The sequence below is a fragment of the Hanstruepera flava genome, assembly GCF_023634025.1.
Lineage (GTDB): Bacteria > Bacteroidota > Bacteroidia > Flavobacteriales > Flavobacteriaceae > Hanstruepera > Hanstruepera flava.
Genome location: NZ_JALJCW010000001.1, coordinates 1209591 through 1235471, shown reverse-complemented (window position 1 = coordinate 1235471; position 25881 = coordinate 1209591). Strand labels below are relative to the sequence as shown.

Here is a 25881-nt window from a genome sequence, read left to right as displayed (position 1 = left end):
TGAAATAAAATTGCTTAATACTATAACTTAATATTAGGCAGTTCCTATTAATAATAGGGGCTGCTTTTTTATTTTAATGGAAGGTGAAAACAATAAAAAAACTGTAAATTGGGGCAAGACTTAAGTCAACTTTAAATGAATAAACTATTTTCAAATTTAAGAGGTGATGCCTTTGGGGGCATTACCGCAGGAATTGTTGCCTTACCACTAGCTCTAGCTTTTGGAGTTTCGTCTGGTTTAGGACCTGATGCAGGACTTTATGGTGCAATTTTTATTAGTTTTTTTGCAGCTCTTTTTGGTGGTACAAACACACAAATTTCTGGCCCAACCGCTCCTATGACTGCTGTTAGCATGGTTGTCATTGCTGGGATTATTGCTAATAACGATGGTGATGTAGATAAAGCCTTGCCAGCTATATTAACCGTTTTCTTATTGGCTGGACTCATGCAAATTGGTTTAGGAGCCATTGGTTTGGGGAAATACATTAGATATATTCCATATCCTGTAGTTTCTGGGTTCATGACAGCAATTGGCGTTATTATTTTACTTACTCAAGTACTACCTTCTTTAGGTTACTATCCGAAAGAAGACATGGAATTTGTTCAGCAATTTAAACCAGAAGCAGAAGAATTAATCCTTGAAAATATTTTACGTGAAGAAGCCGGTGAAGGTATTTTGGTTCTTGAAGATTTTAAGGAAACCATTGATCGTGCACACCTTATTTCTGAAGAAGAAATTTTAAGAGAGTCACAGACTTTGGCAGCTAAAGAAGCGTCAGGTGCTTTAGGAGCAATTAAAGTAATACCAAGGGCATTACAGAATATTAATTTGTTGGAATTGCTGTTGGCAATAGGAACAATTATAATTATTTATGGTTTTAAACGAATAACAAAAGCAGTGCCAAGTACTTTGGTAGCTTTAGTTGTTATGTCTGGTATAGCAATGGGTTTTGCACTAGACTATAAACCTATAGAGCAAATTCCTGACGGCCTGCCTATACCAAACTTGGGAATCATTACAAGCTTTAAACTCAAAGCAATTACGCCATATATATTTACCGCACTTACTTTGGCTTTGTTAGGAGCTATAGATTCATTGTTAACAAGTGTTGTTGCAGATAATATGACCAAAACCAAGCACAAACCTAACAAAGAATTAGTTGGGCAAGGTATAGGTAATTCTATTGCAGCTTTATTTGGAGGCATACCAGGTGCAGGAGCAACCATTAGAACAGTAGTTAATATTAATTCTGGAGGAAAAACAAGACTTTCAGGAATGATAGCTGGTATTCTGCTATTGTGTATTTTGTTAATTCCTGGATTACCCAATTTGGCTTCAAGAATTCCGGCAGCAGTATTAGCAGGAATTTTAATTACTGTGGGTATAGGTGTAATGGATTATAAAGGCTTGAAAGCAATTCCTAGTTTGCCAAAAGACATTAAGTTAGGACCTATTAAATTTAGTTCAGAAGTTGTTATAATGTTGGTAGTTCTTATATTATCTACTTTTTGGAATCTGGTATATGCAGTAGGAATTGGATTAGTATTCGCATCACTTATGTTTATGAAAAAAATAGGTGATTTAACAGCCGAACGTTCTGATGTTAAGCCTTTAAAAGAAGAAGCTTGGGCTGATGAATCTGAATTCCCAAGTAATCTTAAAGAAGAAGTGTTCATTAAACACGTAAAAGGACCTTTGTTTTTTGGATCTACAAGCGATTTTCAACAGCTAGCACTTCAAATACCCAATACGGCTAAAACTGTAATTTTAAGATTAGGACGTATGCAATACATGGACCAGTCTGGATTATATGCTATGGAAGATATATTACAAGATTTAAGCAGTAAAGGTATTACCGTCTTATTTGTAGACTTACTCAAGCAGCCAAAATATATGATGGAACGCATTGACATTATTCCAGATATGATACCTAAAGAACATATTTTTAAGAATTTTAAATCCTGTTTAATCTGGATAAAAGAAAATATTAAAGACACATATTAGGCTAGAAAGCATATGAACATTGATAAAGTTTTTGATAACAAAAAAAATGGATTCTGGAGAAGCTGAATGTCAAGAGTAATTATTTTGATGAATTAGGAAAAGGCCAGAGTCCTGATTTATTATACATAGGTTGTTCAGATAGTCGTGTAACGGCCGAAGAACTTATGGGAGCAGAACCTGGAGAAGTGTTTGTACATCGTAATATTACAAACATGGTTTCAGGAACTGATTTAAATGCTATGTCAGTGGTAGAATATGCTGTTTCACATTTAAAAGTAAATCATGTTGTAGTTTGTGGCCACTATGAATGTGGAGGTGTTAAGGCTGCTATGCAATCTGCAGATTTGGGCGTTTTAAATGGATGGTTAAGAAATATTAGAGATGTTTATAGGCTTCATAAAGACGAACTAAATGCAATTCAAGATGATGAAAAGAAGTATGATAGATTGGTAGAGCTTAATGTTAAGGAACAATGTGTCAATCTTATTAAAACCGCAGCCGTTCAAAAAGCATATAGAGATCGAGAGTTAAAAGTTCATGGTTGGGTTTTTGATGTTCACAAAGGGAAAACTAATTGACCTCAATATTAATTTCGTAAAATACTTGAAAGATATTATGGAGATTTATCATTTAGAGTAAACTAAAAGTCACTAAATATTGACTTTTTTTATTCTGCTTCCGTTTCGTCTTGATTGTCTGTGTCATCCGCCTTAATAATAGTTGGGAACAACATGGGAGCTAAAGACTTTACGGGATTATATAAAATGGAATCTTGAGTATGTTCCTCGTCAACAAATGTAATGGTGCTATTCATCTTATCGAAAATAATGAGTAAGATGCTTAATATTAAACCTATTTTAAGCATACCAAAAATACCTCCAAGCAACTTATTCAAAAACCCTAGAGCAGCAAAATCGGCTAATTTGGTAAGTGCTTTACCGGCTAAGGCAATTACCAATACTATAATAATAAATGTGATAGCAAAAGCTGTTATGTTTATGGTTTTCTCACTCCAATCCACATGCTCAATTAACAAATCCGCAACATAGTAGCTAAAATGTATTGCGCCATAAATTCCAGCAATAAGCGCAACTAACGATGCTACTTCAACAAAAAAACCTTTGAAAAAGCCTCGAATTAGTCCGAAACCCAATAATGCAAGTAGTACAATGTCTATTATAGCCATAACTCAAAACATTTTAAGCAAATATAAAGTATTGCTATCTATCTACTTTGTAACTTTGCTTTTTTAAAATTATTATGTCCAGAGACGAAGAATTAAAACAAAGATGGGAATTGGTAGTTAGCAAGTTATCCAAACAATTTGCTGATGGTGACATACTGGATTTAGATGCTATAATTTATTTAATAGGTGTTCAGGAACTAGGGCAACTTAATAGAAAATTTAAAAAAGACCACAAGCTTGATCTCATGCACATTGCCATTTGTAGGTTGCTAGAGCCTTATGGCTATTATGAATTTGATTATTATGATGATGATAAATGGCCACATTACAAAGTAAAAGAACAACTGCCAAACCTAAAAGCCGGTGAACAAAGTGTGCTTATGAAAGAAGCCATAGTAAACTATTTTCTTGAAGCCGAGTTTATCGAATAAAGATTTATTAAATTTGCACGCATTTTAGAGATATCATGATAGATAAATTAAAAGAATTAATTGCTGAAGCCGAAGCGTTTAGCACACAATCTAAAGAAGAGGTTGAGGCTTTTCGTATTAAGTATTTAGGAAAAAAAGGATTGCTTAATGATTATTTTAAGGAATTCAAAAATGTGGCTAACGATCAAAAAAAGGAATTTGGTCAGGTAATTAATACCTTAAAGAAAACAGCTGAAGATAAGGTAAAAGCCTTAAAAGAAGAGTTAGAGAATAAAGAAGAGGTAAAAGGTGTTTATGGTGACTTGTCACGTCCTGGTGAGCCAATTGAGATTGGTGCCAGACACCCCATATCCATTGTTAAAAACCAAATTATTGATATCTTCTCGCGTATTGGATTTAATGTAAGTGAAGGCCCAGAAATCGAGGATGACTGGCACAACTTTACAGCGTTAAATTTGCCTGAATACCATCCAGCACGAGATATGCAGGATACGTTTTTCATTCAAACCAATCCAGATATTTTACTGCGTACCCATACCAGCTCGGTTCAAGTGCGTTATATGGAAAACAATAAACCACCTATTCGTACCATTTCGCCTGGTCGTGTTTATAGAAATGAAGCTATTTCAGCACGTTCGCATTGTTTTTTCCATCAAGTAGAAGGCTTGTATATAGATAAGGACGTGAGTTTTGCCGATTTAAAGCAAACACTACAATATTTCACTACTGAAATGTTTGGGAAGAGTAAAATTAGACTACGTCCATCGTATTTCCCATTTACAGAACCAAGTGCTGAAGTAGATGTATATTGGGGATTGGAAACCGAAACGGACTATCGCATTACAAAAGGTACAGGATGGCTTGAAATTATGGGCTGTGGTATGGTTGACCCAAATGTTTTGGAAAACTGCGGTATTGATTCCAAAACCTATTCTGGTTTTGCTTTTGGTATGGGTATTGACCGTATAGCCATGCTCTTACATCAAATAGGCGATATTCGTTTGTTAAGCGAGAATGATGTGCGCTTTTTAGAGCAATTTAAGTCGGCACTGTAAACCGCATGAAAAAAGACATCCAAATTCCAAAAGTTACTGATGTTTATGTAGCTGTCGTTAATGAGTTTAACAAGGAGCACCAAACCCACGATTGGAATGCCTATATCATCAACAACAAGGATGTGGATTTAGAGATGGTTTTAATTGTTACCAAAGGGTACAACGAAACCAAAATCACACCTACTATGCGTCATAGCATAAAAATGCTGCCAGCACGCAGTTATGCTAAAATTGAATACTTGCAAGAAGCGGTTTTAAAACTAAACAACGAGTTTAAAGTCACTTTTTTTGAAGGCAATACGATGTATGACAAGACCTACCTATTTAGAAAGAACACCATTAACAAAAATGCCCTGCAAAACTTACCTTTAATGCAAGAAAAAGGGGTGTTGGTGAAGTAACTACTGATATTTTAAACTAAAAATTAAAGGCAACTTGATTTATGAAACAAATTGCCTTTAGTAAATCCAATAGAGTTTTAGAAAATTATTCCACTGGTTTTAATGGTGAGTGATGTTCATGAACCATTTTCCACCCATCCTTGGTTTTAACAAATAATAAGGTAATTTGATCATTTACAATCACTAAATCTTCACCAAATTTTAAATGAAAATCTGAATGAAAAGTTAGGTTTGCCACATCGCCATAAACAGCTATTTTCAAATCTTTAGCATCAAATTTTACAACTTCAGTGACAGAGCCAAACACACTTCTTTCATGAGCTTCGTTTGCAGCATCTCCATTACGAGGTTCTCCATTTTTAAATTCAGTGAACTTGGGACCATAAGCATGAAATGAAATGAGTTTGTCTAAATCTTTATCTTTTATGCTCTGTGCAATGGCACCAAAAGTTTCCATGACTTCTTGTTTAGCTTCCGGAAATTCGTCATTTATTAAGTCTACTTGTGCATGGCAGTTAGCAATAAATAATCCTAATGTTATAAATAGCGTGAATGTTAAATTTGCTTTCATAGTATACTGTTTTGATTAAATTAGTTTAGTAAAATTCATTAAAATCAAATACAAAAGGCTTTCAGAAAAGCCCAAAAAACATTCTAAAACGTCCAAATAACAAGATTATACATTTGGAACAGTGTGAGTCATCCGGAATTGGTAAGGAGGAATATTGTATTGTTTTTTAAAAGACTGAATATAATGTGATGAATTTACAAAACCACATTCATAACATATTTGATTAATATTTAAATCGCTTTCTACAAGAAGATGTTTGGAATATTCTAGACGCTTTATTTTAATCCATTTTGAAGGCGTTGTATTAAACTTGTTTTTAAAATCCCTTTTAAATGCTGAAAGACTTCTTCCGCATAATTTAGCAAATTCTTCGACCTTTAGGTTATACAAGAAATTTTTTGACATAATTTCTTCAATGTCAATTTTTGTTCCATAGGTTTTTGAATTAGAGTTTTGAAACTCTTGTTGGTCTGGACGAATACCTGTTATAAACTCTTCTATTTCAGCTAAAATTGGATAAGTATTTCCAGTCCAGAACAAGTGGTCTTGACCTTCAATTTCTACTAATTTTGAATTTTCTATACGATCCGCTATGTATCTTCCTTCTTCAACTCGGATTTCGATATCCCCTTTTCTGAATAATAAAAGTGTTGGGACTTTTATTGAGCTCAATTCATCTGTTACATCAATAAGTGTACATTGTTTATGTAAAATCAAAGCTGCTTTTGGACTTCCTCCTGAACGTAAATAGCTAGCAAGCCAATCCATAAATTTAGTATCATGAGCAAGAGAAGGTACAAGTGTTCGAAGTTCATCTAGATTACCATGAGCCCAATTTTCTTCGATTAATTTATTAGAAATTTCACGCTCTGCATCGGTTGGTGCCCAAGGATAGTCTTCTGAATATCTTCTTTTAGCAAAAATTCCAAATCCAATTACTCCCAAAGTCTTTTCTGGGTAGTATAATGAGAATAATAAACTAACTGAACCACCTTCAGAATGACTGAATAGAAATGCTTTTTCAGAATTTGTTGCCTCCATAACCGCATTTATATCATCCATCCGTTCTTCCATGGTGGAATATTCGTCTGTACGATCTGATAGTCCTGTACCTCTTTTATCAAACAATATTAGTCTTGAAAACAAGGTGAGTCGGGTTAAAAACCCAGCAAGTCTTGGTTCAGACCACATCATGTCAATATTTGAAACCCAACCTGGAATATATATAATATCAACAGGACCATTTCCAACTACTTGATAAGCTATATTAAACTCACCACTTTTTGTATAATTAGTTTTGGGTTTCATAAAATATCATACCTGTTCAAAAATCATTTGAACATAAGTAGGAAGATTAGACAAGATTCATAAGCAACTAGGAATAATTACTTAAATCAGTATAAAACGAAGTTCTGCAATTTTTTTGGGAATGTCAAATTAAGTATTTCAACTTTAAAAGAAATTAAAAATGCGATTTAAGTATTATAGGTTTTGGACACTCTCCAGTGAATACTATTCTCTTTTTTATTTTGTAATAAGATTTAAGTTTTTCAGAGCTATGTCTTTCATTTTGTGCATTTAAAAATATAAACTCAATAAATATTCCATAAGGCAAATTTTTATTGAGGTTCCATTCCTCATATGCCGTAGGATGTTGTAATATTGGAAGATGGGAGTTTGTTGAATTGTCAATGATATAGTAATTGGTCCCAATACCTTTACGAATCTTCTTTTTTAGTTTTTTATTGTATTCGAGTTTATATAAAGCATGTTCTTCACCATTAATTAGTGTGTCTTTTAAAACATGAAAATCATAATTTTTTGTTTGATACTTATAGGGGTTTTTAGAAAACTGTACATTTTCACAAGCAATACCAATAAATTCGGCTTTATAAAAATCTGATTTTAAAAGTTTAACTTTTGCATAAGCTTCATCATGGTGCTTAAATGTCAATTCAAATTGAGAGCTATCAACTCCTCTCATTATTCCTAAATAGCTATTATCTTTTGAATTGGTTAAGTAATATTTAAATTCTGTAACATTTTGTTTGTGAAATGTTACTTCATAAAGAAGTATATGGTCAAAACTATATTCGCGTTTTTGAGAATAGGTAAATAGACTTATAAGGACAAAAAGGGTTGAAAAATATTTCATAAAGGTCAATATTAATCCAACTTCTCCGTTAACTTTTTAAACACCTTTTTGGCATCTTTTCCGTCGTAAAGAATATCATAAACCGCATTAATAATAGGCAATCGGGTTTTCTTTTTGTTCTTTTCGTTCAGTAAATGGGCGCTTTTGGTAGCGTAATAGCCTTCGGCAACCATGTTCATTTCCATCATGGCACTTTTTACTGTGTAACCCTTGCCTATCATGTTTCCAAACATACGGTTTCTGGAAAAAACCGAGTAACCCGTAACCAATAAGTCACCTAAATAAGCCGAGTTGTTGATGTTACGTTTCATTTTGTGCATTTTCTTAATAAAACGCTTCATTTCGCGTATGGCATTACTCATCAATACACTCTGAAAATTATCGCCATATCCCAAACCATGGGCAATACCAGCGGCGATAGCATAAATATTTTTAAGCATGACGGCATATTCGGTGCCAATAATATCGTCGCTTATTTTGGTCTTTATATAGTCACTAGATAGATTTTTGGCAATGGCTTTGGCCTTGTTGGCATCTGCACAGGAAATGGTTAAATAGGATAAGCGCTCCAAAGCCACCTCTTCAGCATGACAAGGGCCAGCAATAACAGCAATGTTTTCAAAAGGAATGTTATAAATATCATGAAAGTGCTCACCAACCAATAAACCCGATTCTGGAATAATACCTTTTACGGCCGAAACGATTATTTTATCAGTAATATCAACCGTGAGTTTTTCCAATTCACTATGCATAAAAGCCGATGGAATAACAAATATCAACACATCGGCATAAGTAGCCATCTCATTAATGTCATTGCTCAACTTAAGCTGATCGACCTTAAACTCAACCGAACTTAAATAGCTAGGGTTATGGTACTCTTTTAAAATGTGTTCTTTAGCATAAACACTGCGCATGTACCAACCAACTTCCTCTAAATTTTCCGATAACATCTTTACAATAGCTGTTGCCCAGCTTCCTGCTCCAAATACCGCGTACTTTAAAGGTTTGTCCATAAACTCTTAATTATTTTACAAATCAAAAGTACATAAAAAATGCCGCTTTAAAAACATCTGATTTAGAGAAGCTTTTGGTTTTTGGCACATGTTTTGAAATGTGTTAAGTAATAACTTTAAAAACGAGAGCCCTATGAAGACTTTAAAATTACTTTTGACTTTTGCGGTTTCAGCAACACTGTTTACATCGTGTTATACAGAAGAAATAATTGTTGACACGTACAATCCGCAACCAACACCTTCTATTTCGTTAAATCAGTTATTGAGTTCTTATGAGCTATGGTATGTTGATATTAATGAAACCATAGGTTATGGCGAAACACCTTTTCTGCAAATTGCTTTTACCGTTTCGTTTAGAAACGGTACACTTTGGGCAAATAATAACCTAGTGGGTATTGGTAGCCAAGGCAATGGTTATGGAATACCTGTTGGAGATTACGATGCCTATAATATGATTTTGGATGTTTATCATGACATTGATGGCTATCAAACATTTGATGTTTACCAAATAAACAATAATACCATTGAGTTGTATAACCCAAATAACGACACATCCTATTTCTTGAATGGATATCAACGGTCTAATTTTGATTATGATTTTGTGTTTTACGATAACATACATTACTTCCTTCAAGAATATCAAGCTTGGGAGAAAACCTATACGAGTCCTACAGGAACCGTTAATGATTTTGATTATGAAAACTATTTGCAGTTTTTAGCAGGTGGTAATGATTCAGAATTTAGAAGTTCGCAGGATGTAAATATTGGCAACCCAAATAACATTTATTGGGATTATACTGGAGTATATGGTGTTGGCAATATACCTGGAAATATGTATCTAAAAAGGTTGACCCTTAACTACGATTATTTTGGAAATGAACTATTTGAGATAAGCGTACTTAACGATGGCTTGATTGAATTGTACCATCCAGCATCACAAACTATATATGAGTTTAGAGGTAGAGGTTATATTCAGTTTATGAGAAATTCTGAAGGTAAGCAAACTAAAGAATTGAAAAAAAGAAAGTTTAAAGCTGAACGCAAGGATAATCCTAGAGACAGTAAACGTGTTTGATTTTCAAAATAAAATGTGAACTTTTAGAAAGTATTGTGTCAAAACTGATATAAGGTTGAATTAAGAAAAAGTTATTGTTAGGTTAAGAATTTTTAGTTGGTAGAAATTGTCTGTGAAATTTAGTAACAGGCAGTTTCTTTTTTATTAACTTTAATAAGAATTAAAATTTACATTTATTAATTATAAACAGAAGACGAATTATGGGATTATTTTCATTCATTAAAGATGCCGGAGCCAAAATTTTTGGAATAGGAAAAACATCGGCAGAAGAAGCTGCAGAGGCAGCGGCAGATGCTGCAGCAGCAAAACTACGCAGAGAAGAAGCTGCGGCTAATCGATTGGAGGAAACCGTTAGCGACTTACAGCTGCAAGTGGAAGATTTAAATATTAAAATTGATGATGATACAGCCACAATATGCGGTATGGCTTATGATCAAGCTACACGAGAGAAAGTGGTTTTAGTTGTTGGAAATTCAAATGGTATAGCAACTGTTGATGACCAAATGACGGTAGAACACACAGAACCTGAAGCACAATTTCATACCGTAGTTAGTGGAGACACACTTGGTAAAATTGCTAAAAACTATTATGGAAATGCCATGAAATATCCGGTAATTTTTGAAGCCAACAAACCGATGCTTAAAGATCCAGATTTAATTTATCCTGGTCAAGTATTACGTATTCCTGCTTTGGACTAAAACTCAAAAATATATTTTATTAAGCCAACTTTTTAAGTTGGCTTTTTTTGTTGTAAATATTGCCGTTATAACGGCAGAGATTATCTAAAAACAACTACATGGTTAATGTAAAAAATTGTAAATCAACAATGTGTGAAATTTCATCCTTAAAAAATGTGTTTCATCTATTTTTTATTTTTTAATCGAAAAAAGTAATGGAAACATCGAAAATTTATGGTGTGAGCATTTATTGCCTCTAATTTGGTTCTCATAACCCAAATAACTATTATCATGAAAAAACTTAATTTGCTATTAACAGCATTGGTTGTAATTGTATTATTTAATTGTAATACAGAGGAAATTTCAAATGAAAATTTAGAGTTGAATTCAGACCCAAATTTTAGAGTTCAAGAATTTGACAAACAGTTTTTTAGAGAAGATTCTGAAGAGTCTTGCATCTATTTAAATCTTTTAGCTGGCCAGCACCACGAAGCAGGTCAACTTACTGTTGATGTAGTTGAGGAAGATATTGTTATTACATATGCCACTTTTGAAGGTTGGAGTATCAACGCAACTCATATGAGTATTGGTAACTGTAACGAACAAGCTATTCCAACTACAGGTTCTGGAAACCCAAAAATAGGACAATTTGAACATGGCACCACACACAATGAGGGTGTAAACGAAGTGGTTTACCACGTGAACAGACAAGCATTAAACGACTTGTACTGTTTTGCCGCGCATGCTGTTGTAACTGGTCCGAACGGTGAAGAGACTGCTTGGGCAGAAGGTATTGATTTTGCAGGAAATAGCTGGGCAATGTATGTTGAAGCTACACAATCTGAATGTTACTTTATGTTAGAAAAATAATTAACACATATAAAAAAAGCCAACTTTCAAAAGTTGGCTTTTTTTATCTTCCTTAATAAAACTATAGGTTGTTTATTTATAAAAATTCATCTCATCAACATATTCCCAAACATGTTCAGGAAGCATAGGCCTAATATTTTGACCTGCTTTTATTGACTTTCTAATAAACGTAGATGATAGTTGTATAATTGGTGCGTCTATATGGTTTATTCTTTTATGATTGTCAAACTGTGTTTCAATAGCGCCTTCAGAAATACGAGGATAAACATATATATCATGATTATCTAAAATAACCTGATAGTTCTTCCATTTGTGAAAGCCTTTTAAGTTGTCTTCGCCCATGATAAGAGAAAATATTTTGTCAGGATATTTTTCTTGTAAATAAGCCAATGTATTTATGGTATAATTTGGTTGAGGTAAATTGAATTCAATATCACTTGGGTATAAGTTATTGTAATCTTTTGTAGCGCGATAAACCATTTCCAAACGTTGGTAATTATCCAGCATAGACTGCTTTTTTTTAAACGGGCTTTGTGGTGTAACCACTAACCATATTTGGTCCAAATCACTGTTTTCAGCTAGATGATTGGCAATAATTAAATGACCAACATGAATAGGATTAAACGTTCCGAAATATAAACCAACCTTCATGGTATTCTAACTATTTATAAATTCTGATACAACAGATTCAGCTTCTTTAAGTGCTTTTTCTAAATTGTCGTTTTCAATTATAACATCAAACAAAGGGGCAGTTGCCAATTCGGCAGAGGCTTTGGCTATGCGCATGTTAATTTTGTCGGCGCTTTCGGTTTTTCGCTTTTTAAGTCTTATTTTTAATTCATCTATACTTGGAGGCTTAACAAATACTGCAAGGGTTTCGTCAGGAAATTTTCGTTTTATGCGTAAGCCGCCTGAAACATCAATATCAAAAATTACATGTTTACCAAGTGCCCATATACGTTCGACTTCGGTTTTTAAAGTACCGTAAAAATTATCGCGATATACTTCTTCCCATTCTAAAAACTCATCGTTTTTAATTTTGGTTTTAAATTCTTTGGCAGATAAAAAGTAATAATCTTTAGAATGAATTTCTTCGCCGCGTTTTTCACGGGATGTAGCAGAAATTGAAAACTCCAAATTCAACTCTTTTATACCTAATAAATGTCTTACTATGGTTGTTTTACCCGAACCCGAAGGTGCTGAGAATACAATTAATTTTCCTTTATTCATACTATAAAACATTCAATAATTGTTCCTTAATTTTCTCGAGTTCATCTTTCATTTGAACAACTAATTTTTGCATAGGCGCATAATTGCTTTTTGAGCCAATGGTGTTTATTTCGCGCCCAATTTCTTGACTAATAAACCCTAGTTTTTTGCCGTTAGAATCTGCAGAATCAAGGGATTTTATAAAGTATTCCAGATGATTTTTTAAACGCACTTTTTCTTCGGTAATATCAAATTTTTCTATATAAAAAACCAATTCTTGTTCAAAGCGGTTTTCGTCTACCTTTTCTTTAAGCTCTTCCACACCTTTACGTAAGCGCTCGCGCACACCTTCAATACGTTCAGGATCCATAGCTATGACTTGCTCTAATAATTTATCAATGTTTTGAATACGATTTCTAAAATCAGTTTCTAAAACCTTTCCTTCATCCAACCTATACGTGTCAATACGTTTAAGAGCAGCATTAATTTCATCTAAAATAGCTTGCCATTCATTTTCATCAATATCTTCTCGGGCTGTACTTAAAGCGTCTGGAAAGCGAACAGCCATTTTAAGCAACTCGGTCTCATCGCCATCTACAACGTCTTTAAGTTGCTTTATGTATTGTCTTACGGCAGGTTTGTTGAGTTCAGATGTGGTTTCTTCACCAGTCATTTCAACATAAATGGAAAAATCTATTTTGCCACGCTCTAACTGCTTACCAATTAATTTGCGGAGGCTTAATTCTTTTTCGCGATAAATTGAAGGCATTCTAGCATTCAAATCCAGGTTTTTGCTGTTTAGCGACTTAATTTCGATAGTAATTTTTTTGGTAGGCAACTGCAAAACAGATTTACCATATCCTGTCATTGAATGTATCATAAGTATATTTAAAGTGATACAAAGGTAACTAAAACTGAAGGTTTTGAAAATAGAATTATGATTAATGCGTTCAGCCTTAAAATTGTATTTTTGAAGTATAAAAAAGGTAAGATGTTTACAAAACGATTTGAAATACGATGGAATGATTTAGATGCTAATATGCATTTAGCTAATTCATCTTATGTGAATTTTATGAGTCATACCCGAATGGCTTTTTTTGAAGAATACGGATTTTCACTTCATGAAATTGCAAAACACGATTTGGCACCCATAGTTTTTTATGAGCATATCTATTATTTTAAAGAAGCCCACATTGGCGATCTAATAACTGTTGGATTAGAGGTTACAGGTTTAAGTGAAGATGGTATGTTTTTTAGTTTTGATCATAATTTTTATGATGGGAAAGGCAAAAACATTGCGCATTGTGAGATGCTTGGCGCTTGGATGAGTTTTAAAACTAGAAAGCTAACCCATTTGAATGATGAATTGATGGCTTGTGCCAATCAGTTTCCAAAATCAAAAGATTTTAAAACGTTAACAAAAGCCGATACACGTAAATATCAAAAACACCCAGTAGATTTAAGCCTTTAATCTAGGTTTTTTGGTTACCAAATACACACCTGTAAATATTAAAGCTGCCGCTATTAATTTTATTGAGTTTAGGGTATCACTGCCCATAATTATAGCAAATATGCCTGCAATTACGGGTTGAATATATAAAAATGTACTAACGGTTGAAGCCTTTAAATGTCTTAAAGCTAAAGGGTTTAGCAAGTATGTGGCAAAGGTTGCTCCTAGTATTACGAATACAACCGAAAACACAATATAAGGGGGAAAGGACGTCCAAACAACATTAGATAACTCATCAAATCCAAACGGAATTACCATAATCAACCCAAATAAAAACAGCCAACGTATAAAAGTGAATGGATGATATTTATCAGTTAGTTTCTTTATCAAAATAAGGTATAAACTAAATGAGACCGCATTAATAAAAACAAGTGTGTTGCCCAGTAAGATGTTATCACCAATTTGTGCAGATCTTCCGTAAATACTCAATATAATTGCACCAGAAAAACCTAGAAGAATTCCCAGGAATTTGAGATGGGTAATGCGTTCTTTTAAAAAAATAGCAGATAGCACCAATACAACAATGGGAACCACTGTCATGATAACCGAAGCATGAATAGATGTGGTAAATTCCAATCCTTTAAAGAAGGTTAGCATGTTTAACGCAATACCAAAAATTGAAGCAACGAAGAATTTAATATAGTCCTTGCGTTCTATTTTTTCAATGGGAGTGAACAGGCTTAATAGCCAAAAAAGGCATGCCGCACCAATGATACGAAGTAAAATAAAGCCATAAGGTTTAATATAACCGGCATCAATAACATCGTTTGCAAAAGTAAACGATAGACCATAAATTACTTGGACCATAAACGCTGCAACAAGTGCAAAAATTCGATTGTTATTCACTAATTGTTGCTTTAGCCAAGGCTATTGTTTTTTTAGAATTTCCAATAAAAATGTGTTTGTCGAAAATTATTACTGGGCGTTTTAAAAAGGTGTAATGGTCTAAAATATAATTTTTGTAGTCTGCTTCTGTAAGATTGGCATTTTTTAAGTCCATTTCTTTATAAAGTTTGGCGCGTTTGCTAAACAATGATTCGTAACTTCCAGATAGCTTATGCATTTCTTCAAGTTGTTTAACAGTTATCGCCTCATTTTTTATGTCCTGTAAAACAAAATCAGAATTAAGTTGCAATTCGTTTAAAATATGCAGACACGTATTGCAGGTTTTGAGATAATATACTTTTTTCATATGCTGAAATTAAGTTGCAAAGTAAATTCATTTTAATATAAATTAGTAATTTTAAACAAAATAAAACCTATGGATTGGGCATTTGATATTACCTTAAAAAATCGAAATATTTTAGAATCTATTTTAGATAATCATTCTTTAAATCAATTAAATAAAGTTCCAAAGGGTTTTGGCAATAATATCATTTGGAATATTGCCCATGTTATTGCCACACAACAGATTTTAATTTATAGGTTGTCTGGATTGCCTTGCAACGTTTCGGAAGAGTTTATTGAGCGTTTTAAAAAAGGTACAAAACCTGAAGGAGATTTATCACAGGTTGAAGTTGATGAAATTAAAAGCTTATTATTTATACCGATTGAGAAAACAAAAACGGATTATAATAATAATATTTTTAAAGATTTTGAAGCGTATACAGTAAGCACGAAAAGCACCTTAACTTGTGTTGAAGAAGCTATAGACTTTAATAATTTTCATGAAGGCATTCATTTAGGGAGTATTTTAGCCCTTCGAAAATTGGTTTAAATATTACATGTAATTTAGAAGCATACTTACTTCGTCAAAAGGTATGTGTATTTCGGTTAACCCAGTTGAATAGGGTGCAATTTCATAAGCATTGTAAAGTAAAAAAACACCGTCATCATCAAAACCAATATTTGCTGGCATAGAGAATTTTTCGGGTTCAAAATATTGGTCTTCGTTACCTGCAATTTCTTTGTTAAAATAGCTGTTAGCAATTTTTTTAAAAGCAGAAAAGTCTGAAAATAGATTTTCATTATTAATTAAATCACCAGTCTCCACATCAAAATTTAAGAAGCTAATATTCAGAATACCATGGGCTCCTCCTGTATTCTGGTAAGCTGTAAGAGCAATTGAAATAATAACTTCAGAATGATACATAACCTCACCATCAATTTGTGCATCCCATTCTATTGCGCTTTCGGGGAATTCTGTTTTAAAATTTTCATATTCGTTGTTAAAAGCATCAATAGCGTTTTCAACGCTGGATTTAGGGGTGTTATCTAAATCTCCAACTTTTAGATATTCAATAACAGCAGATTCAATAGTTGTGTTAATATTTTGGGCTACAGTTTGAACACCTGTAGCTTTAGGTATGTTTATTTCTACAATCTTGTTTTCAGGAGTTGTAATGTTTATTTCAGAGAATTCAACTTTTGTGTCGTCTATGCATGAAATAAAATTTACAGCAATAAAAGCAAGTAGGATTATATATTTAAAACGCATTATTAATTTCAATTTTGGTGAATTAAAGATAATTATTGCATTTGAATAGACCGAATTAAAATCTAACTTTGTGAAAATAAATAATACCTATGAAATTTAACACAAAAACAATACACGGTGGGCAAGAACATGATAAAGCTTATGGAGCAGTTATGCCACCTATTTATCAAACTTCAACCTACGCACAAAGTACACCTGGAGGCCACAAAGGTTTTGAATATTCAAGAACTCACAACCCAACTCGACAGGCTTTGGAAAAAGCGTTAGCAAGTATTGAAAATGGTAATTTTGGTTTGGCTTTTGGTTCTGGTTTAGCAGCCATAGATGCTGTAATAAAACTATTAGAACCTGGCGATGAGGTTGTTTCAACAAATGATTTGTATGGAGGTTCATACAGATTGTTTACGTCTATTTTTAAGAAATTTGGGATAAAGTTTCATTTTATTGGTATGGAGAATGCCGATAATATAGAATCCTACATTAACAACAATACTAAATTGATTTGGGTTGAAACACCAACAAACCCAATGATGAATATTATTGATATAAAAGCATGTTCTAAAATTGCCAAAAAGCACAATCTACTGTTGGCAGTTGATAATACATTTGCTACACCTTATTTACAGCAACCTTTAGATTTAGGAGCCGATATCGTAATGCATTCAGCCACTAAATATTTAGGAGGGCATAGCGATGTGGTTATGGGAGCTTTAGTTGTTAAAGACCAAGAACTTGCAGATAAATTATATTTTATTCAAAATGCTAGTGGAGCAGTTTGCGGTCCTCAAGACAGTTTTTTGGTTTTAAGAGGTATTAAAACCTTGCATATAAGAATGCAACGTCATTGTGAAAACGGTAAAGCTATTGCAGAATATTTAGCTAATCACCCTAAAGTTGAAAATGTATATTGGCCAGGCTTTGAGAATCATCCCAACCACCACATAGCAAAAGAGCAGATGAATGATTTTGGGGGCATGATATCCTTTACAACGAAAGGGAACAATTATAAAGAAGCCATTAAAATAGTCGAAAATTTAAAGATTTTTACTTTGGCTGAATCTTTAGGAGGTGTAGAATCTCTTGCAGGACACCCAGCTAGTATGACACATGCCAGTATTCCAAAAGAAGAACGTGAAAAAACTGGTGTTGTAGATTCGCTTATACGATTAAGTGTTGGTATTGAGGATATTGACGATTTGATTAATGATTTAAAACAAGCAATAAAATAATTTTCTCATTAGACTAATTAACAAATAAAAAAAAGCCCAAGAAATAATCCTTGAGCTTTTTATATGTTGATAGTTTTTTAATCTAAATAATAAATATAACCAAAGTTTAGCCAAACCAACCAATCGTTAACTTTGTCAGAAGGTAATTGATGGCTTAACCCATCAATCCAATTACTAAAGTAATATTGCCAACGCAAATCAAGCATTAAATCTGATAAAGGTGCTATTTTGTAACGAAAACCAATACTGGCAACAGTAGACCACGTACTACCTGATTCAGGGTTAATGGAGCCAGGTTCCCAATACGAGTAGAAATTATTGGCATCTAATATGTTTTGGCTACCATAAGTTGTATATGCCTTTGGATTGAAAGACGTATAATGTACACCCAAGCTAATAAAAGGTGCTAAACGATAACTAAAGGCTTGAAACGCACGAATACTTTTAGGAAAATATTCAATTTGCATACCTATATCGAAGTTATTGGCTTCACCACTATGAGCTCTTAACTTATCGGCATTTGGACTTGTTTTATCAGGTGCAACCCATTCCCCGTAATGGTTTAGTTTTGTAGTATTATATGAAATTTCACTTCGTAATTTAAAATGATCGTTAAAATACGTGTCTGTGGAATAACAATTACAATCTGCTCGATAAGCAAAGTTGATATAATGCACTATACCAATACCGATACCGGTATTACCAAAATTGGTGCCTTCATGTCCTCTTTGACCAAAATCTGATCTAAATTGAACGGGACCAACAATAGCTCCAATTTCATGAGAAAATCCAAGCTGTGAAAATCCTGATTGCATTCCGACAATCAAGATTAGTACTAGGGTTAATTGTTTCAATTTGAACATAATATGATTTTCACGATTTAGAGCAAACTGTTAACAAATATATAAAATCACCATTACCTACCAAATTAATTAGATAAAACAACATATTAGTAAATCATTAAATTAATAAATTGCAAAGCCTTAAAAGTATTTTTAATTTCCTATTACGAATTATAAAAAAAACAGTATTCTTTTTTAAAGATAACGTATATTTGTGCCCATAAATTTTAATATTATTGATTTCTTAAACAAATAAAGAAATGAAACAAAAAATTGACGCATTTTTAGATAGTGTTAAACAAAAGAACGGTCACGAATCTGAATTCATGCAGGCTGTTCATGAAGTAGCCGAAACAGTCATTCCTTTCATTGAGGAGAATCCAAAATATCAAGGAAAAATGTTGTTAGAGCGTATGGTTGAGCCAGAACGTACTATAATATTTAGAGTGCCTTGGATTGATGATAATGGTAATACCCAAGTAAACAGAGGTTATAGAGTAGAGTTTAACTCTGCAATTGGGCCATATAAAGGCGGTTTACGTTTTCATCCATCAGTAAATTTAAGTATTCTTAAGTTTTTAGGATTTGAGCAGGTTTTCAAGAATTCACTAACTACCCTTCCAATGGGTGGCGGAAAAGGAGGTAGTGACTTTGATCCTAAAGGGAAAAGTGATAATGAGGTTATGCGTTTTTGCCAATCGTTTATGTCAGAATTATTCAGACATATTGGTGCAAATACAGATGTGCCAGCAGGTGATATAGGTGTTGGAGCAAGAGAAATAGGATACATGTTTGGGCAGTATAAAAGACTACGTAATGAGTTTACAGGTGTTTTAACCGGTAAAGGCATGTCGTATGGAGGATCGTTAATTCGCCCTGAAGCTACAGGATACGGCTGTGTGTATTTTGCTAAAAATATGTTGGCTACAAAAGGTGATTCATTTGAAGGCAAAACAGTAGTTGTTTCAGGTTCAGGAAATGTTGCTCAATACGCTTGTGAAAAAGCGACTGAATTAGGAGGGAAAGTTGTAACTATGTCTGATTCTTCTGGATATATTCATGACCCAGAAGGAATAGACGCTGATAAATTAGCATTTATCATGGAACTTAAAAATGTTAAAAGAGGAAGAATTAATGAATATGCAGAAAAGTATTCTTCTGCTACATTTTATGCTAATGAAAGACCGTGGAGTGTAAATTGTGATATTGCATTGCCATGTGCTACTCAAAACGAGCTAAATGAAGAGGAAGCTAAAGCGTTAATTTCAAATCAGGTTATTGCAGTTGCAGAAGGGGCAAATATGCCAACTACACCAGAAGCAATTGAAGCGTTCCAAAAAGCTAAAGTTTTATTTTCACCAGGAAAAGCATCTAATGCTGGTGGTGTAGCTACTTCAGGTTTAGAAATGAGTCAAAATTCTCTACGATTGAATTGGACACGTGAAGAAGTAGATGCTAAATTGAACCAGATAATGAATGATATTCATGAGTCTTGTGTTACCTATGGGAAACAATCAGATGGTTACATAGATTACGTAAAAGGCGCAAATGTTGCTGGATTTGTTAAAGTTGCAGACGCTATGATGGCACAAGGCGTGGTGTAAATTCAGCCTATATAATTAAAAAAGCTTTCTAATTTTAGGAAGCTTTTTTTGTTTAAATCATATTAAATCTATTCTAAACTCGTTACTATTAATATATTTGACTGATTAAAAATCCACTATGATTAAGAGAATCTGCGTTTCACTAATTTTATTATTGCCAAGTCTGGGGTTTTCCCAAGATTTTTCAAATTTTTGGGAAGGTCATTTTTCGTATTTAAATATCAAAGATGTTTCTCAAGGCAATGGTAAGCTGTATGCTGCTGCAGAGAATGCTGTATTTATTTATGATCCGGTTACATTAGAAATGGAAACCCTTTCTACTATTAATGGGCTTTCTGGAGAAGCAATTTCCCAAATATATTACAGTGAGTTTTATGAAACACTTGTAATCGGTTATGAAAACGGATTAATGGAGCTGGTTTTTGACAATGATGATGACGTTTTAACTGTAATTGACATTGTTGAAAAACCAACAATTCCTCCAACAAAAAAACGAATAAATCATTTTAATGAATATAATGGTTACATATATATATCTACAGATTATGGGATTTCTGTTTACGATTTAGCGCGTTTAGAATTTGGAGACACGTACTTTATAGGAAATGGTGGGGCTCAAATTTCCATTACCCAAACGACCATATTTAATGAGTTTATATATGCTTCATGCTTTGATTCGGGCGGAGTGAGAGTTGCAGAAGTAGATAGCCCCAATCTTGTAGACTTTCAAGAATGGCAAAATATTACTAATAGTAGAAATTATTTGGCAATTGAGACTGTTGGAGAAAATTTATATTTAGCTAGAGGTAATAGAAGATTTTTTCAGGTTATAAACAATAACTTAAACGAGTTGATTAGGTATGATACTCCTCCAAGGGATCTTCGTGGAGTTGAAGATTATATGATTGTAACTTTGGACGATAGAGTTTTTATATATGATTCAGAATTTAATTTAATTAATGAAATAGTTTCAAATTCAGATTTAAATACCTTTTTTCAAAATGCTACCATTATTGATGATTTTCTATATATTGGTACAAGCACAAGGGGAATTTTGAGCATTCCATTTCAAAATTCTACCGAATTCACAGAAATTCACCCTACAGGGCCATTATTAAATGATTCCTTTTCAATAAAAGCGCAACAGAATAATTTGTGGCTCACATATGGAGATTATTCATTAACATTTAGTCCTTCACCGTCAAGAGAAAGAGGTGTTAGCCATTTAGATAGTAATGATGAATGGAACAATGTACCTTTTGACAGTGTGTTAGGCGCTAGAAATTTAAATAAAATAGCAATAAATCCTTTTAATCCGAATCAAGTGTTTATAAGTTCATTTAATGATGGTTTATTGGAAATTAATAACGACTCGCCTACTGTTCTATATAATGAAGATAATAGCGGATTAGAATCTTTGGTAATACCTTCAAATCCCACTTTTAAAAGTATAAGGCAATGTGCTTCCAATTTTGATAGAAATGGTGTCTTATGGACTATGACAGGGCGTGTTGACCGGCCTTTAAAATCTTATGATCCCTCAACAGGGCAATGGCAGGGTTATGATTTTACAGACTTAATTCAAGATGGATTATCTGGTGAATGGGGTTATGACGAAATAGTAATTGACAATAATGGTACAAAGTGGATAGGAGGTTATAACTATGGCTTGATTGGATTTAATGAAACCATCGGTGGAACACAATTAAAAAGTATTAATAGTGAAGAGGATAATATGCCATCTAGTTTTGTAACCGCACTTGCTTTGGATAGAAGGAATCAAATCTGGTTGGGAACACCAAATGGGCTTCGGGTTCTATATAATACATCTAATTTTTTTAATGATGATGTAAATGTTGAATCCATTATAATTTTGGAAGAAGGCGTGCCTAAAGAATTACTTTTTCAGCAATTTGTTTCAGATATAGAAGTCGATGGTTCTAACAATAAGTGGGTAGCAACTATTGGTTCGGGCATTTTTTATTTTTCATCAGATGGTCAGGAAACAATTTATCACTTCACTAAAGACAATTCCCCGTTGCCCTCAAATAACATTGTAGATGTTTCTATTGATGATGCTTCGGGCGAAGTTTATATCGCGACAGACAAAGGATTGGTTTCTTACCAAGCAGGAGGGTCAGAACCTCAAGATAATTTTGAAAATACATTTATCTACCCAAACCCAGTTAGGCCTAATTTCAATATAATTGAAGAAAAAGTAAAGATTAACGGTCTTTCAGATAATGTTAATGTTAAGATTTTAGATATTGAAGGTAATTTGGTAGCTGAAGCAACATCAAACACAAACTTAAGATATAGAGGATATAACCTTGAAATAGATGGCGGTACAGCCTTTTGGAATGGGAAAAACCTATATAATAATGTGGTAAGCTCAGGAGTATATTTAGTTATGCTGTATGATTTGGATACATTTGAAACTAAAGTCTTAAAAGTAATGGTCGTTAGGTAATGCGAACCTCAAATAAAGCTATAGTTCTTTCTAAGATTAAATATCGTGACAACGATTTAATTGTAAAATGTTATACAGAACAACGAGGTGTAGTTAGCTATTTAATTAAAAACGCTTTTAAGAAAAAAAACACAATAGCTTATTTTCAGTTACTATCACAGCTACTTATAGAAGAAAATTACAGAAACAACCAAAACCTTCATTATATTTCAGAAGTTAAGCTTAATAACTCCTACAGTACGCTACATTCAAATGTTCTTAAGAGTTCGGTAGTTATGTTCCTAGCAGAAGTACTCTCAATAATACTTAAAGAAGAAGAACAAAATCAAGACTTATATGATTTTTTAGAAAATGCATTGTTGTGGCTGGACAATGACAACCAATTTGCCAATTTTCATATTATATTCCTCCTCAAGCTAACAAAGCATCTGGGGTTTTACCCAGAAGAGCCAGTAAGTAACGGTCTTACTTTTAATTTGGAAACAGGACAGTTTGAAAAAAATATAAGTAAATACTCGTTATCAGTTAAAAATAATGATATTTTAAGAAGCCTATTAGGCATGAAATTTGATGCTTTAAATACATTAAAATTAAATGCTAGCCAAAGACAATCTTTTTTAACTGCCCTTTTGTTGTATTTTGAATTACATTTAGGGAACTTTAAGAAGCCGAAGTCTTTATTAGTGTTAAACCAAGTTTTTAATTAACCAACCATAGACCTATTTGTTTTCATTCATGAAACTAAAGATACTCTTGTGTTTGTTTTTATTGAGCATATTCTATATGCAAGCACAGCAAATTACAGTAATTGAAAAAGATTCTGAAATCCCGTTAGCTGGTGTAATTATATCATCGAAAAATAAATCTGTTATAACGAATCTAGATGGACAAGCGATTCTAGATAATTTTACCGAAAATGCACTATTATTATTCGAAAGGGAAGGACATAAACCTATTGAATTAACTAAAGAAGAAATTACAGCAGCTAATAATTTAGTTTACTTAAACGCTAGAGTAGATTTGGATGAGGTGGTTATATCTGCATCTAAATTCGAGCAAAGTAAACGAGATGTACCTCAAAAAATTATTAGTCTAACTTCAAAGGAAATTACATTTTTTAATCCCCAAACTAGTGCCGATTTATTAGAAAATACAGGAAATGTTTATATTCAAAAAAGCCAATTAGGTGGTGGAAGCCCTATGATTAGGGGGTTTTCTACCAACCGTTTATTGATTACAGTTGATGGTGTTAGGATGAACAATGCCATTTTTAGAAGTGGCAATCTGCAAAATATTATTTCAATAGATCCGTTAAGTATTCAAAATACCGAAATTACTTTAGGTGCGGGTTCAGTTGTTTATGGAAGCGATGCCATTGGTGGTGTCATGAGTTTTTATACAAAAAAGCCACAGTTATCCTATAAAGACGACTTATATTTTAAAGCCAATGCATTTGCTCGATATGCTTCGGCAAATAATGAAAAAACAGGGCATCTTGATGTAAATTTTGGTCTTAAAAAATGGGCCTTTCTAACCAGTATAAGTTTTAGTGATTTTGATGATTTAAGAATGGGCTCACATGGTCCAGATGATTATTTACGGCCTGAATACGTTCAGACAGTTAACGGTGTAGATGAAATTATCCCTAACAGCAACCCGGAATCGCAAGTCCCAACAGGATTTAACCAATTAAATGTCATGCAAAAAGCACGTTATGAGCATCATGATAATTTGCATTTTGATTTAGGAGTTTACTATAGCACAACATCAGATTATTCTAGATACGACAGACTTATAAGGTACAGAGACGAAAACCTTCGTTCAGCTGAATGGTATTATGGCCCTCAACAATGGTTTATGGCTAATTTTCAATTAACAAAATTAAGTAGCAGCTCTAATTTATATGATAAAATTCAAACGACTATAGCTTATCAAAACTTTAAGGAAAGTCGTCATGATAGAAACTTCCAATCTGAAATTAAAAATAATAGAGAAGAATCTATAGATGCCTTTTCAGCAAATTTCGATTTTGAAAAACGTTTAAGTTCAAAAACCGAGTTGTTTTACGGTTTTGAATATATTTATAACCTCGTACATTCTAAAGGAGAAGAAGAAAATGTTAATAATGGCAACATAATGCCTTCTGTATCTCGTTATCCTGATAATTCAAATTGGCAATCTGTAGCTGCTTACACCAGTTTAAAATATAAACCGAAATCGAATTTTATTATTCAAACAGGATTACGTTATAACCAAGTATTTTCTAAAGCAGATTTTACTGAAAATAACACCTATTTGAATCTGCCTTTCAATGAATCTAAAATTAATTCTGGAGCCTTGACTGGGACTGCAGGTGTAAGCTGGAATCCAAATGAAATGTTACAATGGAAGTTTAATCTTTCAACGGCATTTAGAGCACCAAATATTGATGACGTGGGAAAGGTATTTGATTCCGAACCGGGTTCTGTTGTAGTACCTAACGATCACTTAAAACCTGAATATGCTTATGGAGGTGAACTGGGATTATTATTGAATTTTGACAACGTTGTATTATTGGATTTAGCAACATATTATACTTATCTAGATAATGCTTTAGTTAGACAAGATTACACATTAAATGGAGAGTCAGAAATAATATATGACGGCGAATTAAGTACAGTTCAAGCTATTCAAAATGCTTCAGAAGCTCATATTTATGGTTTTGAATTGGGCTTGAAAATAAACTTTTCTGATGCCTTTAAGTTAACATCCCAATATAATGTAGTAGGTGGTACAGAAGATGATCATGGTGTTGATGTTCCTGTTAGGCATGTGACGCCTAATTTCGGTAATACCCATTTAATATGGAGCAAGAATAGATTGAAGGTAGATTTATTTGCGAATTATAACGGCGAGTTATCATACAATCAATTGGCACCTTCAGAACAAGTAAAAGATTATATTTATGCCAAAGATTCTAATGGTAATCCGTATGCACCTTCTTGGTATACTTTAAATTTAAGAGCACAATATAACTTTAATAAAGGCTTATTGGTTTCTGGAGGGTTAGAAAATATAACCGATCAGCGTTACAAAACTTACTCTTCCGGAATTGCATCTCCAGGAAGGAATCTCGTTATTTCATTAACATATACCTTGTAAA

Annotated in this window: 26 protein-coding genes and 1 pseudogene; 15 read left to right on the top strand and 12 right to left on the bottom strand. The window is 33.2% G+C overall.

Annotation, left to right across the window (positions count from 1 at the left end; all coding sequences use genetic code 11):
• The first annotated feature begins 135 nt into the window (after nt 1-135).
• Both MTX13_RS05805 and MTX13_RS05800 read left to right on the top strand, forming a co-directional pair.
• Complete coding sequence (locus MTX13_RS05805) at nt 136-2004, top strand: SulP family inorganic anion transporter (RefSeq protein ID WP_250433447.1); 1869 nt, start codon at nt 136-138, stop codon at nt 2002-2004.
• Between the two features lie 12 nt (nt 2005-2016).
• Nucleotides 2017-2643: pseudogene (locus MTX13_RS05800) on the top strand (carbonic anhydrase).
• Nucleotides 2644-2671: 28 nt separating this feature from the next.
• On the opposite strand, the gene MTX13_RS05795 reads toward MTX13_RS05800, so the two are convergent.
• Nucleotides 2672-3190 carry a CvpA family protein gene (locus MTX13_RS05795; protein WP_250433446.1) on the bottom strand — a complete coding sequence of 173 codons (519 nt, stop codon included), beginning with the start codon at nt 3188-3190 and terminating at the stop codon, nt 2672-2674.
• A 74-nt stretch (nt 3191-3264) separates the two neighbouring features.
• On the opposite strand from MTX13_RS05795, the gene MTX13_RS05790 reads away from it, so the two are divergent.
• The 3 genes from MTX13_RS05790 to MTX13_RS05780 are packed head-to-tail and all read left to right on the top strand — an operon-like array spanning nt 3265 to nt 5077.
• The gene (locus tag MTX13_RS05790) at nt 3265-3621 is read left to right on the top strand and encodes a hypothetical protein (protein ID WP_250433445.1); all 357 of its coding nucleotides are present in this window, start codon (nt 3265-3267) and stop codon (nt 3619-3621) included.
• A gap of 35 nt (nt 3622-3656) precedes the next feature.
• Nucleotides 3657-4676: a phenylalanine--tRNA ligase subunit alpha gene (gene pheS / locus MTX13_RS05785; protein WP_250433444.1), complete on the top strand. Its 1020-nt coding sequence runs from the start codon at nt 3657-3659 to the stop codon at nt 4674-4676.
• A gap of 5 nt (nt 4677-4681) precedes the next feature.
• On the top strand, nt 4682-5077 hold the full coding sequence (locus MTX13_RS05780; protein ID WP_250433443.1) for a hypothetical protein: 396 nt from the start codon (nt 4682-4684) through the stop codon (nt 5075-5077).
• Nucleotides 5078-5162: 85 nt separating this feature from the next.
• On the opposite strand, the gene MTX13_RS05775 is transcribed toward MTX13_RS05780, so the two are convergent.
• The 4 genes from MTX13_RS05775 to MTX13_RS05760 form a co-directional block, all read right to left on the bottom strand.
• Complete coding sequence (locus MTX13_RS05775) at nt 5163-5648, bottom strand: YybH family protein (RefSeq protein ID WP_250433442.1); 486 nt, start codon at nt 5646-5648, stop codon at nt 5163-5165.
• 105 nt (nt 5649-5753) lie between these two features.
• Nucleotides 5754-6956, bottom strand: a complete 1203-nt coding sequence (locus MTX13_RS05770) for an alpha/beta fold hydrolase (protein ID WP_250433441.1) — start codon at nt 6954-6956, stop codon at nt 5754-5756.
• A 154-nt stretch (nt 6957-7110) separates the two neighbouring features.
• Nucleotides 7111-7803 carry a hypothetical protein gene (locus MTX13_RS05765; RefSeq protein ID WP_250433440.1) on the bottom strand — a complete coding sequence of 231 codons (693 nt, stop codon included), beginning with the start codon at nt 7801-7803 and terminating at the stop codon, nt 7111-7113.
• An 11-nt stretch (nt 7804-7814) separates the two neighbouring features.
• A complete protein-coding gene (locus tag MTX13_RS05760; RefSeq protein WP_250433437.1) occupies nt 7815-8816 on the bottom strand; it encodes an NAD(P)H-dependent glycerol-3-phosphate dehydrogenase in 1002 nt (333 codons plus the stop codon).
• A 133-nt stretch (nt 8817-8949) separates the two neighbouring features.
• Here MTX13_RS05760 and MTX13_RS05755 point away from each other — a divergent pair, with 133 nt between their 5' ends.
• The 3 genes from MTX13_RS05755 to MTX13_RS05745 all read left to right on the top strand — a co-directional run bounded on the left by MTX13_RS05755 (nt 8950) and on the right by MTX13_RS05745 (nt 11438).
• A complete protein-coding gene (locus MTX13_RS05755; protein ID WP_250433435.1) occupies nt 8950-9891 on the top strand; it encodes a nicotinic acid mononucleotide adenyltransferase in 942 nt (313 codons plus the stop codon).
• Nucleotides 9892-10091: 200 nt separating this feature from the next.
• Nucleotides 10092-10589 (top strand): peptidoglycan-binding protein LysM, encoded by a 498-nt coding sequence (lysM, locus tag MTX13_RS05750; RefSeq protein ID WP_250433433.1) that lies wholly within the window; start codon nt 10092-10094, stop codon nt 10587-10589.
• Between the two features lie 270 nt (nt 10590-10859).
• Complete coding sequence (locus MTX13_RS05745; protein WP_250433432.1) at nt 10860-11438, top strand: hypothetical protein; 579 nt, start codon at nt 10860-10862, stop codon at nt 11436-11438.
• A 72-nt stretch (nt 11439-11510) separates the two neighbouring features.
• Here the strand turns inward: MTX13_RS05745 and nadD are convergent, their stop codons facing one another.
• Genes nadD through MTX13_RS05730 form a run of 3 tightly spaced genes read right to left on the bottom strand, consistent with a single transcriptional unit; the run spans nt 11511 to nt 13527 of the window.
• Nucleotides 11511-12089: a nicotinate (nicotinamide) nucleotide adenylyltransferase gene (gene nadD / locus MTX13_RS05740; RefSeq protein WP_250433430.1), complete on the bottom strand. Its 579-nt coding sequence runs from the start codon at nt 12087-12089 to the stop codon at nt 11511-11513.
• Between the two features lie 6 nt (nt 12090-12095).
• Nucleotides 12096-12668: a guanylate kinase gene (gmk, locus tag MTX13_RS05735; protein ID WP_250433428.1), complete on the bottom strand. Its 573-nt coding sequence runs from the start codon at nt 12666-12668 to the stop codon at nt 12096-12098.
• Nucleotide 12669: 1 nt separating this feature from the next.
• A complete protein-coding gene (locus MTX13_RS05730; RefSeq protein ID WP_250433426.1) occupies nt 12670-13527 on the bottom strand; it encodes a YicC/YloC family endoribonuclease in 858 nt (285 codons plus the stop codon).
• A 111-nt stretch (nt 13528-13638) separates the two neighbouring features.
• Here MTX13_RS05730 and MTX13_RS05725 point away from each other — a divergent pair, with 111 nt between their 5' ends.
• Nucleotides 13639-14118 (top strand): acyl-CoA thioesterase, encoded by a 480-nt coding sequence (locus tag MTX13_RS05725; protein WP_250433869.1) that lies wholly within the window; start codon nt 13639-13641, stop codon nt 14116-14118.
• Here the strand turns inward: MTX13_RS05725 and MTX13_RS05720 are convergent.
• Together MTX13_RS05720 and MTX13_RS05715 are read right to left on the bottom strand one after the other, a co-directional pair.
• A complete protein-coding gene (locus MTX13_RS05720) occupies nt 14107-15003 on the bottom strand; it encodes a DMT family transporter (RefSeq protein WP_250433424.1) in 897 nt (298 codons plus the stop codon). The genes MTX13_RS05725 and MTX13_RS05720 overlap by 12 nt on opposite strands.
• Nucleotides 14996-15349, bottom strand: a complete 354-nt coding sequence (locus MTX13_RS05715) for an arsenate reductase family protein (protein WP_250433422.1) — start codon at nt 15347-15349, stop codon at nt 14996-14998. The genes MTX13_RS05720 and MTX13_RS05715 overlap by 8 nt, the downstream gene beginning before the upstream one ends.
• A 69-nt stretch (nt 15350-15418) precedes the next feature.
• Here MTX13_RS05715 and MTX13_RS05710 point away from each other — a divergent pair, with 69 nt between their 5' ends.
• Nucleotides 15419-15874, top strand: a complete 456-nt coding sequence (locus MTX13_RS05710) for a DinB family protein (protein ID WP_250433421.1) — start codon at nt 15419-15421, stop codon at nt 15872-15874.
• 3 nt (nt 15875-15877) lie between these two features.
• On the opposite strand, the gene MTX13_RS05705 is transcribed toward MTX13_RS05710, so the two are convergent.
• Nucleotides 15878-16594, bottom strand: coding sequence for a DUF3298 and DUF4163 domain-containing protein (locus tag MTX13_RS05705; protein ID WP_250433420.1), 717 nt, complete (start codon nt 16592-16594; stop codon nt 15878-15880).
• A gap of 89 nt (nt 16595-16683) precedes the next feature.
• On the opposite strand from MTX13_RS05705, the gene MTX13_RS05700 reads away from it, so the two are divergent.
• Nucleotides 16684-17823 carry a cystathionine gamma-synthase gene (locus MTX13_RS05700; protein WP_250433419.1) on the top strand — a complete coding sequence of 380 codons (1140 nt, stop codon included), beginning with the start codon at nt 16684-16686 and terminating at the stop codon, nt 17821-17823.
• Nucleotides 17824-17900: 77 nt separating this feature from the next.
• On the opposite strand, the gene MTX13_RS05695 is transcribed toward MTX13_RS05700, so the two are convergent.
• Complete coding sequence (locus MTX13_RS05695; RefSeq protein WP_449555741.1) at nt 17901-18686, bottom strand: THC0290_0291 family protein; 786 nt, start codon at nt 18684-18686, stop codon at nt 17901-17903.
• 239 nt (nt 18687-18925) lie between these two features.
• Here MTX13_RS05695 and gdhA point away from each other — a divergent pair, with 239 nt between their 5' ends.
• The 4 genes from gdhA to MTX13_RS05675 all read left to right on the top strand — a co-directional run bounded on the left by gdhA (nt 18926) and on the right by MTX13_RS05675 (nt 25880).
• A complete protein-coding gene (gene gdhA / locus MTX13_RS05690; protein ID WP_250433417.1) occupies nt 18926-20269 on the top strand; it encodes an NADP-specific glutamate dehydrogenase in 1344 nt (447 codons plus the stop codon).
• 118 nt (nt 20270-20387) lie between these two features.
• Nucleotides 20388-22739: a type IX secretion system anionic LPS delivery protein PorZ gene (porZ, locus tag MTX13_RS05685; protein ID WP_250433416.1), complete on the top strand. Its 2352-nt coding sequence runs from the start codon at nt 20388-20390 to the stop codon at nt 22737-22739.
• On the top strand, nt 22739-23446 hold the full coding sequence (recO, locus tag MTX13_RS05680) for a DNA repair protein RecO (protein ID WP_250433415.1): 708 nt from the start codon (nt 22739-22741) through the stop codon (nt 23444-23446). The genes porZ and recO overlap by 1 nt, the downstream gene beginning before the upstream one ends.
• A gap of 28 nt (nt 23447-23474) precedes the next feature.
• A complete protein-coding gene (locus MTX13_RS05675) occupies nt 23475-25880 on the top strand; it encodes a TonB-dependent receptor plug domain-containing protein (protein WP_250433414.1) in 2406 nt (801 codons plus the stop codon).
• Nucleotide 25881 lies beyond the last annotated feature (1 nt).